The organism is Mesorhizobium sp. M7A.F.Ca.AU.001.01.1.1, from assembly GCF_004022735.1.
GTDB classification, from domain to species: domain Bacteria; phylum Pseudomonadota; class Alphaproteobacteria; order Rhizobiales; family Rhizobiaceae; genus Mesorhizobium; species Mesorhizobium ciceri.
The window spans coordinates 1-15,979 of the sequence record NZ_RZPF01000041.1; the positions used below are offsets into that span (position 1 = coordinate 1).

The 15,979-nt window shown below is 63.1% G+C and carries 14 protein-coding genes; 6 read left to right on the forward strand and 8 right to left on the reverse strand.

Translation table 11 applies throughout. From position 1 onward, the window contains the following. From EN884_RS04545 to puuE, 5 genes are all read right to left on the reverse strand, one after another. Positions 1-1,147: CocE/NonD family hydrolase (locus EN884_RS04545; protein ID WP_128360483.1), on the reverse strand; the 1,147-nt coding region annotated here is incomplete at its 3' end. Between the two features lie 82 nt (positions 1,148-1,229). Continuing rightward, positions 1,230-1,823, reverse strand: coding sequence for a nucleoside deaminase (locus EN884_RS04550; RefSeq protein WP_013528246.1), 594 nt, complete (start codon positions 1,821-1,823; stop codon positions 1,230-1,232). Then, positions 1,820-2,326 carry an ureidoglycolate lyase gene (locus EN884_RS04555; protein WP_013528245.1) on the reverse strand — a complete coding sequence of 169 codons (507 nt, stop codon included), beginning with the start codon at positions 2,324-2,326 and terminating at the stop codon, positions 1,820-1,822. The genes EN884_RS04550 and EN884_RS04555 overlap by 4 nt, the downstream gene beginning before the upstream one ends. Next, positions 2,323-3,186: a bifunctional allantoicase/(S)-ureidoglycine aminohydrolase gene (locus tag EN884_RS04560; RefSeq protein WP_024501939.1), complete on the reverse strand. Its 864-nt coding sequence runs from the start codon at positions 3,184-3,186 to the stop codon at positions 2,323-2,325. Before EN884_RS04560 ends, EN884_RS04555 begins: the two co-directional genes overlap by 4 nt. A gap of 10 nt (positions 3,187-3,196) precedes the next feature. Next, on the reverse strand, positions 3,197-4,615 hold the full coding sequence (gene puuE / locus EN884_RS04565; RefSeq protein WP_063169821.1) for an allantoinase PuuE: 1,419 nt from the start codon (positions 4,613-4,615) through the stop codon (positions 3,197-3,199). 203 nt (positions 4,616-4,818) lie between these two features. On the opposite strand from puuE, the gene uraH reads away from it, so the two are divergent. The 4 genes from uraH (at position 4,819) to xdhC (ending at position 9,988) form a co-directional block, all read left to right on the forward strand. Then, positions 4,819-5,193 (forward strand): hydroxyisourate hydrolase, encoded by a 375-nt coding sequence (uraH, locus tag EN884_RS04570; RefSeq protein WP_013528242.1) that lies wholly within the window; start codon positions 4,819-4,821, stop codon positions 5,191-5,193. Positions 5,194-5,196: 3 nt separating this feature from the next. Then, positions 5,197-6,678, forward strand: coding sequence for a xanthine dehydrogenase small subunit (gene xdhA, locus EN884_RS04575; RefSeq protein WP_063169822.1), 1,482 nt, complete (start codon positions 5,197-5,199; stop codon positions 6,676-6,678). Beyond that, complete coding sequence (xdhB, locus tag EN884_RS04580) at positions 6,678-9,032, forward strand: xanthine dehydrogenase molybdopterin binding subunit (RefSeq protein WP_063169823.1); 2,355 nt, start codon at positions 6,678-6,680, stop codon at positions 9,030-9,032. Before xdhA ends, xdhB begins: the two co-directional genes overlap by 1 nt. Before the next feature lie 74 nt (positions 9,033-9,106). Then, positions 9,107-9,988 (forward strand): xanthine dehydrogenase accessory protein XdhC, encoded by an 882-nt coding sequence (xdhC, locus tag EN884_RS04585; RefSeq protein ID WP_063169824.1) that lies wholly within the window; start codon positions 9,107-9,109, stop codon positions 9,986-9,988. A gap of 12 nt (positions 9,989-10,000) precedes the next feature. Here the strand turns inward: xdhC and EN884_RS04590 are convergent, their stop codons facing one another. The 3 genes from EN884_RS04590 to EN884_RS04600 all read right to left on the reverse strand — a co-directional run bounded on the left by EN884_RS04590 (position 10,001) and on the right by EN884_RS04600 (position 13,300). Continuing rightward, positions 10,001-11,251 (reverse strand): LLM class flavin-dependent oxidoreductase, encoded by a 1,251-nt coding sequence (locus EN884_RS04590; RefSeq protein WP_063169825.1) that lies wholly within the window; start codon positions 11,249-11,251, stop codon positions 10,001-10,003. Beyond that, entirely contained in the window at positions 11,248-12,255 is a 1,008-nt protein-coding gene (locus EN884_RS04595) for an LLM class flavin-dependent oxidoreductase (RefSeq protein ID WP_082826625.1), read from the reverse strand. The genes EN884_RS04590 and EN884_RS04595 overlap by 4 nt, the downstream gene beginning before the upstream one ends. Positions 12,256-12,379: 124 nt before the next feature. Next, entirely contained in the window at positions 12,380-13,300 is a 921-nt protein-coding gene (locus EN884_RS04600) for a LysR family transcriptional regulator (RefSeq protein WP_024501932.1), read from the reverse strand. Positions 13,301-13,431: 131 nt separating this feature from the next. On the opposite strand from EN884_RS04600, the gene EN884_RS04605 reads away from it, so the two are divergent. Together EN884_RS04605 and guaD are read left to right on the forward strand one after the other, a co-directional pair. Next, positions 13,432-14,649: a urate hydroxylase PuuD gene (locus tag EN884_RS04605; protein ID WP_024501931.1), complete on the forward strand. Its 1,218-nt coding sequence runs from the start codon at positions 13,432-13,434 to the stop codon at positions 14,647-14,649. A 1-nt stretch (position 14,650) separates the two neighbouring features. Continuing rightward, on the forward strand, positions 14,651-15,967 hold the full coding sequence (gene guaD, locus EN884_RS04610) for a guanine deaminase (protein WP_063169826.1): 1,317 nt from the start codon (positions 14,651-14,653) through the stop codon (positions 15,965-15,967). Positions 15,968-15,979 lie beyond the last annotated feature (12 nt).

A 15,979-nucleotide genomic window follows, 5' to 3' on the forward strand; every position in this document is an offset into this window, starting at 1 on the left:
GTTCGGGACCGAAGGTGAAGGGAAAATACTCGCCGCCGGCCAGGCCGCAGCTTTGCGGAGAGGCGATGATGGCGGGTTTTTCCGTTGAGGAGATCAGATCGAGCGTTTGCATCTTGATGGTTGGCGAGGGCCATTCCTGCTCCGCCACCCAACGGCCGGGACGCTCGGGGTGCCAGCGCGCCGGACGCACGCTGTCCATGACATAGGCGCGGTAGGCCGGGTCGGCCTCGACGCCGGTGTCGACACCCTTCAGCCAGCGGTCCCACCAGCGCAAGGCCTCCTGCAGGAAGCCGATGGCAGGCTTGGGCCCGGCGTAGTGCGGGTATTTGTGGATCCATGGCCCGACGATGCCCTTGACCGGGGCTTGGATGTTGGTCGCCAGATGCGAGACGGTGTTGCGGTAGCCGTCATGCCAGCCGCCGATCGACAGCACGGCGGCTTTGACGGCGGAAAAATCCTCGCAGATCGAGCCGCGCTTCCAGTAGGCATCACGGTGCTGGTGTTTCAGCCACAGCGGCGCCAGGAAGGATTGGTTCTCCAGCCGGGTCAGCCACAGATCGCGCCACCGGTTGTCGCCGGCCAAAAGCGGATCCGGCGGCCGCGACGAGTAGGACAGCATGGTCGAGGCCCAGCCGAAATTCTCGATCAGCAGGCAGCCGCCCTTGTAGTGGATGTCGTCGGCATAGCGGTCGACGGTCGAGCACAGGCTGATCACCGCTTTCAGCGCCGGCGGCCGCTTGGCCGCCACCTGCAGGCAGTTGAAGCCGCCCCAGGAAATGCCCATCATGCCGACATTGCCGTTGCACCAGGGCTGGCTTGCCGCCCAGGCGATGACGTCGCAGGCGTCCTGCAATTCCTGCTCGGAATATTCGTCGTCCATCAGCCCTTCGGAATCGCCATTGCCGCGCATGTCGACGCGGATCGAGGCATAGCCGTGGCCGGCGAAATAAGGATGCGTCAGCTGATCGCGAAAGATGGTGCCGTCGCGCTTGCGGTAGGGCAGATGCTCTAGGATGACAGGCACCGGATCGTCGCCCGCATCCTCCGGCATCCACACCCGCGCCGACAGGCGGCAGCCATCCGGCATGACGATGCCCATGTCCGGGAATTCGACGATTTTGCGGGCAAATTCGGTGACGGTTTTCATGGCATGCTCCAGGATCGCCAGATGATGGAGCCTGCCGTGCCGCGTCGTGGGCCAGCCAACGAATTCGGCTGGTCAATCCGCGTCAGTTCAGCGGGATATCGTTATCGTCCTTGTTCGCCTGATAGATGTTGGACAATTCATCGTAGCGCGCCGAAATCGCGCCGATACGGGTCTCCAGCCGTCGCCGCTCTGCCTCGGGCAACGCTCGCACCAGCCTGCGGATAGAAAAGCTCTTCCAGTAGGCATTCTCGGCATTGTAGCCGCCGGGATCGAGGGTGAAGACCTCTTTCAGGATCTTCAGGTCGTGCGGGATGGCGAAGCTGTCGCGCGAATCCTCGTGGCTGAACAGATAGTAGAAATTATCGAAGCCGGTCCAGGTGATCGCCGACAGGCACAGCGAGCAGGGTTCGTGCGTGGCGATGAAGATGGCGTCTTTCGTATCGACGCGCTCAGCCCTGGGCATTTCGTAGAAACGCTTCAGGCAGTGGACCTCGCCATGCCAGAGCGGGTTTTCCATCTCGTTGTTGGTTTCAGCCAGCACCAGCGAACGGTCGTCCTTGCGCAGGATCGCCGCGCCGAACAGCTTGTTGCCATAGGTAACGCCGTCGGCCGTCTTCGGCACGATGTCGTGCTCGATCACATCGAGCAGGCGGTCGATCAGTGAAATATCGGTCACAGGAGGCTCTCGTTGGGCAAGTGGATCTCGTAGGCGTGCGAGAAATGGAACTCTTCGAGATTGGAGCCATCGCCGCCACGGTCGACGATCAGGAAGTCCTGAGCCTCGCCGAGCGGCGTCAGCACGCCATGCCAGAGATTGCGCCGGTAATTGATGCCTTGTCCGGGTGCGGTGATGAAGGCATGCGGCTCGCCCGGCCCCTGCTCCCCGTCATGGCAGACGACGACCAGGAAGGGGCGCGGCGAGAGCGGGATGAAGGCCTGGCTGCCGAAGGGATGGCGCTCGACCATGCTCAATTTCAGGGGCAATTCGTAGGGCGTGCCGCGCACCATCGAGATCAGCACGCGGGCGTTCGGACCGGTTGCTTCGGCGGTAGCCAGATCATGATAGCGCTCGGCCCTGCCGCCATTGATCGGGTAGTGGTTGTCGCCGCCCATGTCGATGACATCGCCGAAGGGGGCAAAGCCCTCGCGGGTCAGCGGCCGCGCGACGATACGGGTCACAGCGCGCGCCTTGCGATGCCGGCGCCGCCGAGCTTGGCGTGCCGGTTGACGTCCTTGTAGAGCAGATAGCGGAATTTACCCGGGCCACCGGCATAGCAGGCCTGCGGGCAGAAGGCGCGCAGCCACATATAGTCGCCGGCCTCGACCTCGACCCAGTCCTGGTTGAGGCGGTAGACGGCCTTACCCTCCAGCACATAGAGACCGTGCTCCATGACATGGGTCTCGGCGAAGGGAATGACCGCGCCGGGTTCCAGCGTGACAATGGTCATGTGCATGTCGTGGCGCAAATCTGCCGGATCGACGAACCGCGTCGTCGCCCAGCGGCCTTCGGTGCCGGGCATCGGCGTTGGCGCGATCTCCTGCTCATTGGTGAAGAAGGCTTCCGGCACATCGAGACCGTCGACCACCTCGTAAGCCTTGCGAATCCAGTGGAAGCGCACGGCGGCCCTGCTTTCGTTGCGAACCGTCCAGCCGCTGGCCGGCGGCAGGAAGGCAAAGCCGCCGGGCCGCAACACATGCGTCTTGCCGGCAAGCAGAACCGTCAGTTCGCCTTCGACCACGAACAGAGCGCCTTCGGCGCCGGCATCGGGTTCCGGCCGATCGCTGCCGCCGCCGGGCGCGACCTCGACAATGTATTGCGAGAACGTCTCGGCAAAACCCGATAGCGGTCGCGACAAGATCCAGACGCGGGTTTCGTCCCAGAACGGCAACGCACTGGTGACGATGTCCTGCATCACACCCCGGGGAATGACGGCATAGGCCTCAGTGAAGACGGCGCGGCCGGTCAGAAGCTCGTTCTGGCCGGAATGACCGCCATGTGGCGCGTAATAGGTTCGCTCGGGCATCCTGATCGTATCCATGGTTTCAAACCTATTGCGGAAGCATGTCCTTGAGGCGGAGCAGCGCGATGCGCTCGACCTGTTTGCAGGCGGTCTCGAATTCGACGCCGCGGCTGTTGCCGATGCGCGCCTCGAACTCCGCCAGGATTTCCCCCTTCGTCTTTCCCTTCACCGCGATGATGAAAGGGAAGCCGAAGGTGGTGACGTAGGCGGCGTTGAGCTTGGAAAACAGTTCGCGCTCCTTGTCGGTCAGCGCGTCGAGGCCGGCCGAGGCCTGTTCCCTGGTCGATTCCGCCGTCAGCCGTTTGGCCTTGGCCAGTTTGCCGGCAAGGTCGGGATGGGCGTTGAGCACCGAAAGCCGCTCGGTTTCGCTGGCGGAGCGGAAGATACGGCAAAGCGCATTGTGCAGGCCGCCCGAAGTGTCATGCGCCGGGCCTAGTTCCAGTTCGTAGGCGCGTTCGGCGATCCAGGGCGAATGCTCGAACACGCCGCCGAAAGTGTGGACGAAGGTCTCGAATTCCATCTTCGATGGGCGGAGTGCCGCCGGTTGATAAGGATTGACCTCTTGCCAGTGCTTGGCGATGTCGATGCGCCTCGCCAGCCAGACCTTGTCGTGCGACTTCACATAGTCGACGAAGCGCTTCAGCGCCGCCACCCGGCCCGGCCGCCCGACGAGGCGGCAGTGCAGGCCGATGTTCATCATGCGTGGCCGGCCGGCCTTGCCCTCGGCATAGAGCGTATCGAAGCTGTCCTTCAAATAGGCAAAGAACTGGTCGCCCGAGTTGAAACCTTGCGGCGTGGCGAACCGCATGTCGTTGGCGTCGAGCGTATAGGGGATGATGAGCTGCGCGCCGCCCTCATGCTCGAACCAGTACGGCAGCTCGTCGTCATAGGTGTCCGACACATAGTCGAAGCCGCCTTCTTCCGCCACAATCCGCACCGTGTTGATCGATGTGCGACCCGTATACCAGCCGGTCGGGCGCGCGCCGGTCACTTCGTAGTGCAGCTTGATCGCCGCCTCGAGGTCGCGGCGCTCATCCTCGGCGCTGTGGTCGCGGTAGTCGATCCATCTTAAGCCGTGCGAAGCGATCTCCCAGCCGGCGTCCTGCATGGCCGCTACCTGATCCGGCGAACGGGCGAGCGCTGTGGCGACGCCGTAGCAGGTGATCGGCACTTGCGACTCGGTGAACAGCCGGAGCAGCCGCCAGAAGCCGGCGCGGGCGCCGTATTCGTAGATGGATTCCATGTTCCAGTGGCGTTGACCCACCCAGGGTGCCGCGCCGACGATTTCCGACAGGAAGGCTTCGGACGCCTTGTCGCCATGCAACACGCAGTTTTCGCCGCCTTCCTCGTAATTGACGACGAACTGCACGGCGACATGTGCACCGCCAGGCCATTTCGGGTCCGGCGGATTGGCTCCGTAGCCACGCATGTCTCTGCTGTAACGCATCGTCCCTCCCGCCGGGCACGGCCCGAAGTATGATCAGAATATCGAAAGGGTGCTTCTCGCATTCCCCCGAAAATTTTTGAAAGTGTTTTTGTCGCACTCCGCTCGACCGGGACTTATGCATCGCCTTTAATTGGCGCACAATTCACTGTTGATACTTGACCGTACCGGGCCAATTCGCTCGTACCGGAAATGGGAGGCGGCCAATGGCAGAAACGTCGAAAGCCGACGGCGGGCGTCTGACGACCCATGTCCTCGACACGGCGACCGGCAAGCCGGCGGCGGGACTGTCGATCGCGCTCTATCACCTCGAGGGCAAGGCGCGGACACATCTGAAGACCGTTCTCACCAATGCCGACGGCCGTTGCGACAAGCCGCTGCTCGCCGGCGCGGAATTCCGCACCGGCGAATACGAACTGGTCTTCGCCGCCGGCGACTATTTGCGCCAGCAGGGGTTGAGCCTGCCGAAACCGGCCTTTCTCGATGTGATACCGATCCGCTTCGGCATGGCCGAGCCTGTGCATTATCATGTGCCACTGCTGGTCTCGCCCTACGGTTACTCGACCTACAGGGGGAGCTGAGGCATGACCAAAATTAGCATCCGCAACGAAATCCGCTTCATTCTCAATGGCAGGGATGTGGCGCTTTCGTCGGTGGCACCCGACGCGACCTTGCTCGACTGGCTGCGGCTCGACCGTTCGCTGCGCGGCACCAAGGAAGGGTGTGCCGAGGGAGACTGCGGTGCCTGCACCGTGCTGGTCGGCAAGCTGTCGGAGGGCGGCTTGGTCTATGAAAGCGTCAATGCCTGCATCCGCTTCCTCGGCTCGCTCGACGGCACACACGTCGTAACGGTCGAGCATCTGCGTGGCGGGCCAGGCCAGTTGCATCCGGTGCAGCAGGCGATGGTCGATTTCCACGGCTCGCAATGCGGCTTCTGCACGCCCGGCTTCGTCATGTCGCTCTATGGCTTGTGGATGAAGTCGCCTGATCCCTCGAACGCGGATGTCGAAAAAGCTTTGCAAGGCAATCTCTGCCGCTGCACCGGCTATGAGGCGATCATGCGCGCCGCGCATGCCATCTCCAGCTACGGCAAGGCGGCAAAGGACCCGCTGGCCACGGAACGCAAGGCGATCACCGCGAGGCTCGAGGCCATGCGTGACGGCGCCCGGGTCGAGATCGGAACCGGCAAGGCGCGGCTGGTCGTGCCGGCCGATGTCGACGATTTCGCCGCCGTGCTGGACAAGGAACCCGGCGCTACCATCGTGGCCGGCTCGACCGATGTCGGCCTGTGGGTGACCAAGCACATGCGCGATATTTCACCGGCCATTTTCATCGGCGATCTCGACGGGCTTTGCACCATCTCGGAAGACAAGGGCGTCATTTCGATCGGCGCCGGCGTCACCTACACTGACGCCTTCGCGACATTGGCGAAGCGCATCCCGGCGTTGGGGCCATTGTTCGATCGCATCGGCGGCGAACAGGTGCGCAACATGGGCACCATCGGCGGCAACATCGCCAACGGCTCGCCGATCGGAGATACGCCACCGCCATTGATCGCGCTTGGCGCAAGTCTCACCTTGCGCAAGGGCAAGAAGCAGCGGACGATCCCGTTGGAAACCTTCTTCATCGCCTACGGCAAACAGGATCGGCAGCCGGGTGAATTCGTCGAGGCCGTGCATGTGTCGGTGCCGGCCAAGGAAACGAAGTTTGCCGTCTACAAGATCACCAAGCGTCGCGACGAGGACATTACCGCGGCCCTTGGCGCGTTTTTCCTGAATCTGGCCAAGGACGGCACGGTGGCGGAGGTGCGCATCGCCTATGGCGGCATGGCGGCGACGCCGAAGCGGGCGTCTTCCGTCGAAAAAGCGCTGTTCGGCAAGCCATGGACCGAACAGACGGTTGAAGCGGCGATGGCCGAATATGCCAGGGATTTCACCCCGCTGACCGACATGCGGGCCTCGGCCGAATATCGCGCCCTGGCAGCGAAAAACCTGCTGCTGCGCTTTTTTGCCGAGAGCAGCGGCACCAGAGAGCCGGTCCAGGTTTCAAGGCACGAGGCGGCATGATGAACAAGCACGCTGCCCCCAACCTCAAGGCTGAAAAGATCGCTGGCGGCGTCGCCACCGATCAGCGCCACGATTCCGCGCACAAACATGTCAGCGGTACCGCCGTCTACATCGACGACATGCCGGAACCATCAGGCACGCTGCATGGCTGCCTAGGGCTTTCCGGTGCCACGCATGCCACCATCACCAGCATGGATCTCTCGGCGGTGCGTACAGCGCCCGGCGTTGTCGACGTGCTGACGGCCAGTGACGTGCCGGGCGAAAACGACATTTCGCCGACCGGCCGCCACGACGAGCCGGTGCTTGCCGACGGCAAGGTGCAATTCTACGGCCAGCCTATCTTCTGCGTTATTGCGCAAACTCGCGAGCAGGCGCGCCGCGCCACAAGATTGGCAAAGGTCGAATACAAGGAATTGCCTTTCGTCACCGACATCGGCGCGCTCGATCCGAAGAAGGACAAGCTCGTCACGCCGCCTCTCACTCTGAAGCGCGGCGATGCCGCTACGGCGATCCGTCAGGCGCCGCGCCGGCTAAAGGGAAGAATGCGCATCGGCGGCCAGGAACACTTCTACCTCGAAGGCCATATCGCCATGGCCGTTCCTGGCGAGGATCAGGACGTCACCATCTATTCCTCGACCCAGCATCCAAGCGAAGTCCAGCACATGGTCAGCCATGCGCTCGGCGTGCCGAGCAATGCCGTCACGGTGGAAATCCGCCGCATGGGAGGCGGCTTCGGCGGCAAGGAAACGCAGGGAAATCAGTTTGCCGCATTGGCCGCGATCGCCGCGAAGAAGCACCACCGCGCCGTGAAGATCCGGCCCGACCGCGACGACGACATGATCGCCACCGGAAAGCGTCATGATTTCCTCGTCGATTACGAGGTCGGCTTCGATGACGAGGGCAACATCCTCGGCGTCGATTTCATGTTCGCGGCGCGCTGCGGTTTTTCGTCGGACCTTTCCGGCCCGGTAACCGATCGCGCGCTGTTCCATTGCGACAACACTTATTTCTGGCCGGCTGTGCATGCGCAGTCGGCGCCGCTCTACACCAACACCGTGTCGAACACCGCCTTTCGTGGTTTCGGCGGCCCGCAAGGCATGGTCGGCGCCGAGCGCGTCATCGACGAGGTGGCCTTTGCCGTCGGCAAGGATCCGCTCGAAATCCGCAAGAAGAATTTCTACGGCACCAGTAGCGAGGGGGGCCGCAACATCACGCCCTACCACCAGACGGTCGAGGATAACATCATCCAGCGCATCGTCGCCGAGCTTGAGCAAAGCGCGAGCTATGCGCGGCGGCGGCGTGAAATATCGGCCTTCAATGCCAACAGCCGTTTCATCAAGCGGGGCCTGGCTCTGACGCCGGTCAAGTTCGGCATCTCGTTCACCGCCACGCATTACAATCAGGCCGGCGCGCTGGTGCATGTCTACACCGACGGTTCGGTGCACCTGAACCATGGCGGAACCGAGATGGGGCAGGGCCTCTACGTCAAGGTGGCGCAGGTGGTGGCGGAAGAGTTCCAGATCGATCTCGACCAGGTGAAGATCACCGCGACAACGACTGGCAAGGTGCCGAACACTTCGGCTACGGCAGCGTCGTCCGGCTCCGACCTCAACGGCATGGCGGCGCAGAATGGCGCGCGCCAGATCAAGGATCGGCTGACCGATTTCGCCGCCGAAAAATATCAGGTGCCGCGTGATCAGGTGCTGTTCCTGCCCAACCGGGTGCGTATCGGCAACCAGGAAATCGCCTTCGCCGACCTCGTCAAGCAGGCCTATATGGCCCGCATCCAGCTGTCGGCGGCTGGTTTCTACAAGACGCCGAAAATCCACTGGAACCGCGACAAGGGCGAGGGCCGCCCCTTCTATTATTTCGCCTATGGCGCCTCGTGCTCGGAAGTCTCGGTCGACACGCTGACCGGCGAATACATGGTCGAGCGTACCGATATTCTCCATGACTGTGGCCGCTCGCTGAACCGGGCGATCGATATCGGCCAGATCGAAGGCGGCTTCATCCAGGGCATGGGCTGGCTGACGACGGAAGAACTGTGGTGGGACGCCAAGGGCCGGCTGCGCACGCATGCACCGTCGACCTACAAGATCCCGCTCGCCTCCGACCGGCCGAAGATCTTCAATGTCACCTTGGCCGACTGGCCGGAAGCCGGCGAGCCAACCATCCACCGCTCCAAGGCGGTCGGCGAGCCGCCGTTCCCGCTCGGCATGTCGGTGCTGCATGCGCTATCGGACGCGGTGGCCAGTGTCGCCGACAACAGGATCTGCCCGCGCCTCGATGCTCCGGCGACCCCGGAGCGGGTTCTGATGGCGATCGAGCGGCTGAAGAAAGAGGCCGGCGCCTGAATCCGGCCCCAGGGTCGGCAATGCGTGCAATCCGGGCCGAAAAAACCTATATTTCCCATTCGGGAACGTGAACCATGAACTCGAAAGTGCAAAGCCTGAAAGCCTTTCTCGCCAGCGCCGGTCGGGTTGCCGTGGTCGAAGTGGCCGGAACAAAAGGCTCGACGCCACGCGAGAAGGGCGCCTTCATGCTCGTCTCGCCGACGGCGATCTTTGGCACCATCGGCGGCGGTCAGCTCGAATATATGGCGATCGACAAGGCCAGGCAGATGTTGGGCAAAGAAGCCCGCATCGAGGTTGACGAAGTCTGCGCCACCCTAGACGTCCCGCTGGGTCCCGAGATCGGCCAATGCTGCGGCGGGCGCGTCGAAGTCTTGATCCGGCTCGTCGATGCTGCGCTTGCCGGCGACCTGGTTGCGGCCGCCGAAGCCGAAGAGGCGCACCTGCCGTACGTCTACATCTTCGGTGGCGGCCATGTCGGCCAGGCGCTGGCATCGGCGATCGCACTTCTTCCCGTGCACGGCGTCGTCATCGAGACGCGGGCCGAAGCACTGGAAGGCATGCCCGAAACCATCGAGACACGGCTGACAGCTATGCCGGAAGCGATGGTGCGGAATGCCCCCGCCGGCGCCGCCTTCGCCATCCTGACCCACGATCATGCGCTGGATTTCCTGATCGTCGCGGAAGCGCTGAAACGCGGTGACACCGCCTATGTCGGCATGATCGGCTCGAAGACGAAGAAAGCGACGTTCAGGACCTGGTTCCTGAAATCGGCGGACGGCAGCCAGGCCGAGTTTGCCCGCCTCGTCTCGCCAATTGGCGGCGACACCGTCAAGGACAAGCGCCCTCAGGTCATCGCGGCGCTGGCTGCGGCCGAGATCATGACGGCGTTGGTCAATCACAACGCAGCCTTAAATGCCGACCATCAAATTCCGCATGGCAAGGTGATGGCAAGCTAAGCTGCGCCGCAGCTAAACCGGCCGTTTCAAACCCAGATGGTCGCGCAGCGTGCGGCCCTGGTATTCCGTCCGGAACAGTCCGCGCCGCTGCAACTCCGGCACGACGAGCGTGGCAAAGGCATCGAGTTCCCCGGGGAAATATGAGGGCATGACGTTGAAACCGTCGGCCGCGCTACCCTCGAACCGCGCCTGCAGTTCGTCGGCGACTTGGGCCGCTGTGCCGACGATGCGCCAATGGCCCCGCGCGCCGGCAAAATGCCGGGCGAGCTGGCGGATGGAGAGGCCGTCGCGGCGCGATTGCTCGATGACCAGCGCTTGCCTGCTCTTCATCCCCTCGCTCTCCGGCAGTTCCGGCAGTGGCCCATCGATCGGATAGCGCCACAGATCGGAGATGCTGAGATAGCTGGACAGCAGCGCCACGCCGACATCGTCGGGGATCAGCTCCTGCAATTCCTCGTATTTTTCACGGGCCTCCGCTTCGGTCTCCGCCACCACCGGTGCGACGCCCGGCATGATCTTGATGTCGTCCGGCTCGCGCCCATAGGCCGCCAGACGTCCTTTGAGATCGTCATAGAAGGCCTTGGCTTCCTCGAAGGTCTGCGCCGCCGTGAACACCACATCGGCGGTGCGGGCGGCAAGGTCGCGGCCGACATCCGAGGCGCCGGCCTGAACCATCACCGGCGCGCCCTGCGGCGAGCGCGGCAGGTCGAGCGGATCGCGAACCGAAAAGCTCTGGCCGTTATGGCCGGAAGCCTTGCCGTGCCACAGGCCGGTCACCACCTCGGCGAACTCGCGCGCCCGTTCGTAGCGGTCGGCATGGGGCTTGAGGCCCGTCGCGCCGAAATTGGCTGCTTCGATGGGGCTGGCCGAGGTGACCAGATTCCAGCCGGCCCGGCCGCCGCTCAGATGGTCGATCGACAGGAAGGTTCGTGCCAGCCCATAGGGCTCGTTGTAGCTTGTCGACGCTGTCGAGACGAGGCCGATGCGGCTGGTCTGGACGGCGAGCGCCGAGAGCAGGCTGATCGGCTCGAAACCGATCGAGCGCGACGTCTGGCTGGCAATGCCGATATTGGCTTCACGCAGGCCGGCGGCGTCCTCGCAGAACACCATGTCGAACTTCGCCGCCTCCGCCGTGCGCGCCAGCTGGATGTAATGATCGATGTCTATGCCGGCGGTGACGTGCGCCTTGGGGTGGCGCCAGGCGGCGATGTGATGACCTGTCGCCCACAGAAAGGCGCCGAGCTTCATCTGGCGGGCAGTCATTGGTCACCTCCGCCGGCAAGCCCGAGATGCGAGCGCAACGTTTTTCCGCGATAGTTCTCTCGAAACAAGCCACGCCGCCGCAGCGCCGGCAAGACCAGATCGACGAAATCGTCGAGCGCAGAAAGCTGTGCCGGCATCAGGATGTTGAACCCGTCGCAGCCTCTCGCCCGGAATTCCTTTTCCAGCCTCTCGGCGACGGCAGCCGGCTTACTATCGGCGATAAGCGCGACGTTCGTCAGCACTTTCACAGCATCCGGATCGCGTCCGCACGCCGTGACACGGCGCCTGATATCGTCATAGCGTTCGGTCGCGCCCTCCACCAGTCCGCCGTCCAGCAGGATGACATCGGCGGTGCGAGTGGCAATATCGAAGTCGGATTCCTGCAGGCCCGACAAGACGAGCACTGGCGTATCCTGCGGCGACCGGGCGACGTTCAGCGGTCCGCGCACGGAAAAGAATTCGCCCTTGTGCTCCAGCAGGTGCATCTTTTCGGGGTCGTGGAAGCGGCCGCCGCCCTGGTCGAACAGCAGGGCGTCCGCATCCCAGCCCTGCCACAGACCTTGCACGATGCCGATATATTCCTCACTGCGACGGCGGAAATCGTTAGGCGAAAATCCTTCGGGCCGGCTGAAATTGGCTGCTTCCCGTGGCGCTTGCGTCATGGTTGCGTTCCAGCCACTGCGGCCGTGGCTGATAACGTCGAGCGAAGCGAAACGGCGTGCCAGATTGTAGGGTTGGTGGGCAATTGTCGAGGCAGCGGCAACCAAGCCGATCCTGCTTGTGACAGTCGCCAGAGCGGCCAGCAAGGTCGTCGCTTCGAAGGGCATCCGTTTGTTCGCGGCTTCGCTTTCGGACGCTGGCGCGGCATCGGCAAGCAGCACCATGTCCAGCCCGGCTGCTTCAGCCTTTTGCACGAAACCAGCCAGGCGGCTGAATTCCAACCCAGTCTCGAGTGATGGATCGGCGAGCGAAACGGCAAGATGCATTGTGGCGCCGTTGTCCATCGGGGGTTCCTATGAGATGAAATGCCACCCCGAACTATGTTCGCCACATCCTGGGATGGCAACCGCCGGCGCTGGGCCAAACCGCCGCTCACCTACCGGCCAGTCCCTATTTGCCGGCCAGCCTTTATTTGCCAGCAAGCAGATCGTTGATCAGCCGCTGGCAGCGCTCGGCCATGAAGTCGAGCAGCAGCCGCACTTTTGGATCCTGCAGCTTCTTGTGCGGATAGACGGCGGCGAACTGCACCGGTGTCGGCGGCGTGCTGGGCAGGATCACCTTCAGCCGCCGATCGCGGATGAATGGCTCGACCTCGAAGCGCGGCTTGTTGATGATGCCGCGGCCTGAAAGCGCCCAGCCGGTGAGCACGTCGCCATCGTCGGTGTCGTAGGGCCCGTGTACCTCGAATTTCTGCGGGCCGGTGGGGGTCTGCAGCGTCCACACATATTCGCGCGCGCCCGAATAACGCAGCATCAGGCAGTCGTGCTTCTTGCCGATCAGTTCCTGCGGCTCAATCGGTTCGCCGCGCGCTTCGAGATATTTCGGCGCCGCCACCAGCACGCGCTCGCATTCCATGATGCCGCGCATCCTGAGGCTGGAATCCTCGATGATGCCGAGCCGGAAGGCGACGTCGATGCCTTCCTTCATGATGTCGACATTGTGGTCCGAGAGCCTGAGCCGCACCTCGATATCAGGGTATTTGTCGTGGAAATCGGGGATGCCCGAAGCGACCAGCCGGCGGCCGAGGCCGAGCGGTGCCGTGACGCGGATGGTGCCGCGCGGCTGGCCGGAAAGGGCAGAGACTGCCGCTTCCGCCTCGGTGATTGCCTCCAGCACCTGCTTGGCGCCCCCGTAAAAAACCGTGCCATGCTCGGTCGGCATCAATTGCCGTGTGGTGCGGTTGAACAGCCGCACGCCAAGGTGCTTCTCCAGTTCCTTGATGCGGTTGGAAGCGACCGCCGGCGAAATGCGCATGTCGCGCCCGGCCGCCGACAGATTGCCGAGTTCAACGACGCGAACGAAGACGGCGATGTTGTCGAGATAGGCCATGCGGAGCACCTTCGCCGGTTTGCAGGATCAACCTAGTATTTTCCATTTTTTTTTGAAAGTCCTCGTGCGCCTCGCCTCTTTCCGTTTGCGCTCCAGCCCGTAAAGTCACCCAATCGGCAGGGACGATTTCAATGATGGATTTCGCGATTTTCTGGGATTGGCTGAGTTTTGCCGTGCGCTGGCTGCATGTCGTCACCGGCATCGCCTGGATCGGCTCGTCGTTCTATTTCGTCGCGCTCGATCTCGGCCTGCGCCAGCGTCCCGGCATGCCCGTCGGCGCCTTCGGCGAGGAATGGCAGGTGCATGGCGGCGGCTTTTATCACATCCAGAAATATCTGGTGGCGCCGGCCGAAATGCCGGAACACCTGACCTGGTTCAAATGGGAATCCTACGCCACCTGGCTTTCCGGCTTCGCCATGCTGTGCGTCGTCTATTATGCCGGGGCCGATCTGTTCCTGATCGATCCGAACGTGCTGCCGATGTCGGTGCCGGTCGGCATCCTGCTGTCTCTGGCAACGATCGGCGTCGGCTGGGTGGTCTACGATCTGCTGTGCCGCTCGCCGCTGGGCAAAAGCGACACCGGCCTGATGCTGGTGCTCTATTGCGTGCTGGTGTTCATCGCCTGGGGACTGACCCACCTGTTCACCGGCCGTGCCGCCTTCCTGCATCTGGGCGCCATCACCGCCACGATCATGTCGGCCAATGTCTTCATGGTCATCATCCCCAACCAGAAGATCGTCGTCGCCGACCTCATCGCCGGCCGCAAGCCCGACCCGAAATACGGCAAGATCGCCAAGCAGCGCTCTCTCCATAACAATTACCTGACGCTGCCGGTGCTGTTCCTGATGCTGTCGAACCACTATCCGCTGGCGTTCGGCACTGAGTTCAACTGGGTCATCGCCTCGCTGGTGTTCATCATCGGCGTGCTGATCCGGCACTATTTCAACTCGGTCCATGCGCGCAAGGGCAATCCGACCTGGACCTGGATGGCGGCACTCGTCCTGTTCATCGTCATCATCTGGCTGTCGACCGCGCCGAAAGTGCTGACCGGCGAACCCAAGGAATCCGCGTCGGCGCAAGTCTATGTCGCTTCAGCGCATTTCCCGGCGGTGCGCGACACCGTGCTCGGCCGCTGTTCAATGTGCCACGCGGCGGAGCCGGTCTATGAGGGCATCTATCATGCGCCCAAGGGCGTGATGCTCGACACCGATGCGGATATCGCCAACCACGCCCGCGAAATCTATCTGCAGGCCGGCCGCAGCCACGCCATGCCGCCCGCCAACGTCTCTCAGATCACCGACAAGGAACGGGCGCTGCTGGTGGCCTGGTTCGAAGGCGCAGGGAAATAGCATGAATTCGACACTTCTGCGCGGCCGCACGCTGTCCTTTGTGCGCTGGCCGCAAACTCTCGAAGACCATTCCGCCTGGCGCTACGAGGAGGATGGCGGACTGCTGATCCGTGACGGCAGGATCGTCGCCGCGGGTAGTTATGCCGATGTTGAAAAGCAAGCCGACGAAACGGTGAAAAGGATTGACCACCGGCCGCATCTGCTGCTGCCCGGCTTCATAGATGCCCATGCGCATTTTCCGCAGATGCAGATCATCGCCTCCTACGGCGCCGAACTGCTCGACTGGCTGAACACCTACACTTTTCCGGAAGAAACGAAGTTCGCCAACGCCCAGCACGGCCGCCGCATCGCGCGGCTGTTCCTCGACGAAATGGTGCGCCACGGCACCACGACGGTCGCCGCCTACTGCTCGGTGCACAAGGCCTCGGCCGAAGCCTTCTTCGCAGAATCGCATGACCGCAACATGCTCAACATCGCCGGCAAGGTGATGATGGATCGCAATGCGCCCGACGGCGTGCTCGACACCCCGCAATCCGGCTATGACGACACAAAGGCGCTGATCAAGGAGTGGCACGGCAAGGGCCGCCAGCACTACGCCATCACGCCGCGCTTCGCCATCACCTCGTCGCCGGAGCAGATGGAGATGGCGGGCGTGTTGTGCCGCGAACATCCCGGCCTGCACATGCAGACGCATCTGTCGGAAAACCACGCCGAGATCGCTTTCACGCAGGAACTCTACCCGTGGGCGCGCGACTACACCGACGTCTACGAGCATTACGGGCTGTTAGGCAAAAAGAGCCTGTTCGGCCACTGCATCCATTTGTCGGAGCGCGAAGCGGATGCGCTTTCGGACTCGGGCTCGGTGGCGGTGTTCTGCCCGACCTCGAACCTTTTCCTCGGCTCCGGCCTCTTCGATTATCAGCGCTTTCGCCGACGCGACAAGCCGATCCGCATCGCCGCCGCCACCGATGTCGGCGGCGGCACCAACTACTCCATGCTGCGCACCATGGACGAAGGCTACAAGGTGATCGCGCTGAATGGCGAAAAGCTCAACCCGTTCCAGTCCTTCTGGCAGACGACGCGCGGCAATGCCGAGGCGCTGTCGGTGGTGGAAAAGATAGGCACGCTGGACGCGGGCACCGACGCCGACATCGTCGTGCTGGACGCCAGGGCAACGCCGGGAATGCGACTCAGGATGGAGACGGTCGAGACGCTGGCGCAGGAACTCTTTCTCCTGCAGACGCTGGGCGACGACCGCTCCGTCCGCGAAGTTTATGTGGCGGGGCGGCCAGCCAAGGCTGACATGAGCGCGGGGTAAGGCCCCCTCACC

Excerpts from the sequence above, each read along its gene's own strand:
- EN884_RS04560 (WP_024501939.1), bottom strand. The coding sequence starts at position 3,186 with ATGGATACGATCAGGATGCCCGAGCGAACCTATTACGCGCCACATGGC.
- puuE (WP_063169821.1), bottom strand. The coding sequence starts at position 4,615 with ATGCGTTACAGCAGAGACATGCGTGGCTACGGAGCCAATCCGCCGGAC.
- uraH (WP_013528242.1), top strand. The coding sequence starts at position 4,819 with ATGGCAGAAACGTCGAAAGCCGACGGCGGGCGTCTGACGACCCATGTC.
- xdhA (WP_063169822.1), top strand. The coding sequence starts at position 5,197 with ATGACCAAAATTAGCATCCGCAACGAAATCCGCTTCATTCTCAATGGC.
- xdhB (WP_063169823.1), top strand. The coding sequence starts at position 6,678 with ATGAACAAGCACGCTGCCCCCAACCTCAAGGCTGAAAAGATCGCTGGC.
- xdhC (WP_063169824.1), top strand. The coding sequence starts at position 9,107 with ATGAACTCGAAAGTGCAAAGCCTGAAAGCCTTTCTCGCCAGCGCCGGT.
- EN884_RS04590 (WP_063169825.1), bottom strand. The coding sequence starts at position 11,251 with ATGACTGCCCGCCAGATGAAGCTCGGCGCCTTTCTGTGGGCGACAGGT.
- EN884_RS04595 (WP_082826625.1), bottom strand. The coding sequence starts at position 12,255 with ATGGACAACGGCGCCACAATGCATCTTGCCGTTTCGCTCGCCGATCCA.
- EN884_RS04600 (WP_024501932.1), bottom strand. The coding sequence starts at position 13,300 with ATGGCCTATCTCGACAACATCGCCGTCTTCGTTCGCGTCGTTGAACTC.
- EN884_RS04605 (WP_024501931.1), top strand. The coding sequence starts at position 13,432 with ATGATGGATTTCGCGATTTTCTGGGATTGGCTGAGTTTTGCCGTGCGC.
- guaD (WP_063169826.1), top strand. The coding sequence starts at position 14,651 with ATGAATTCGACACTTCTGCGCGGCCGCACGCTGTCCTTTGTGCGCTGG.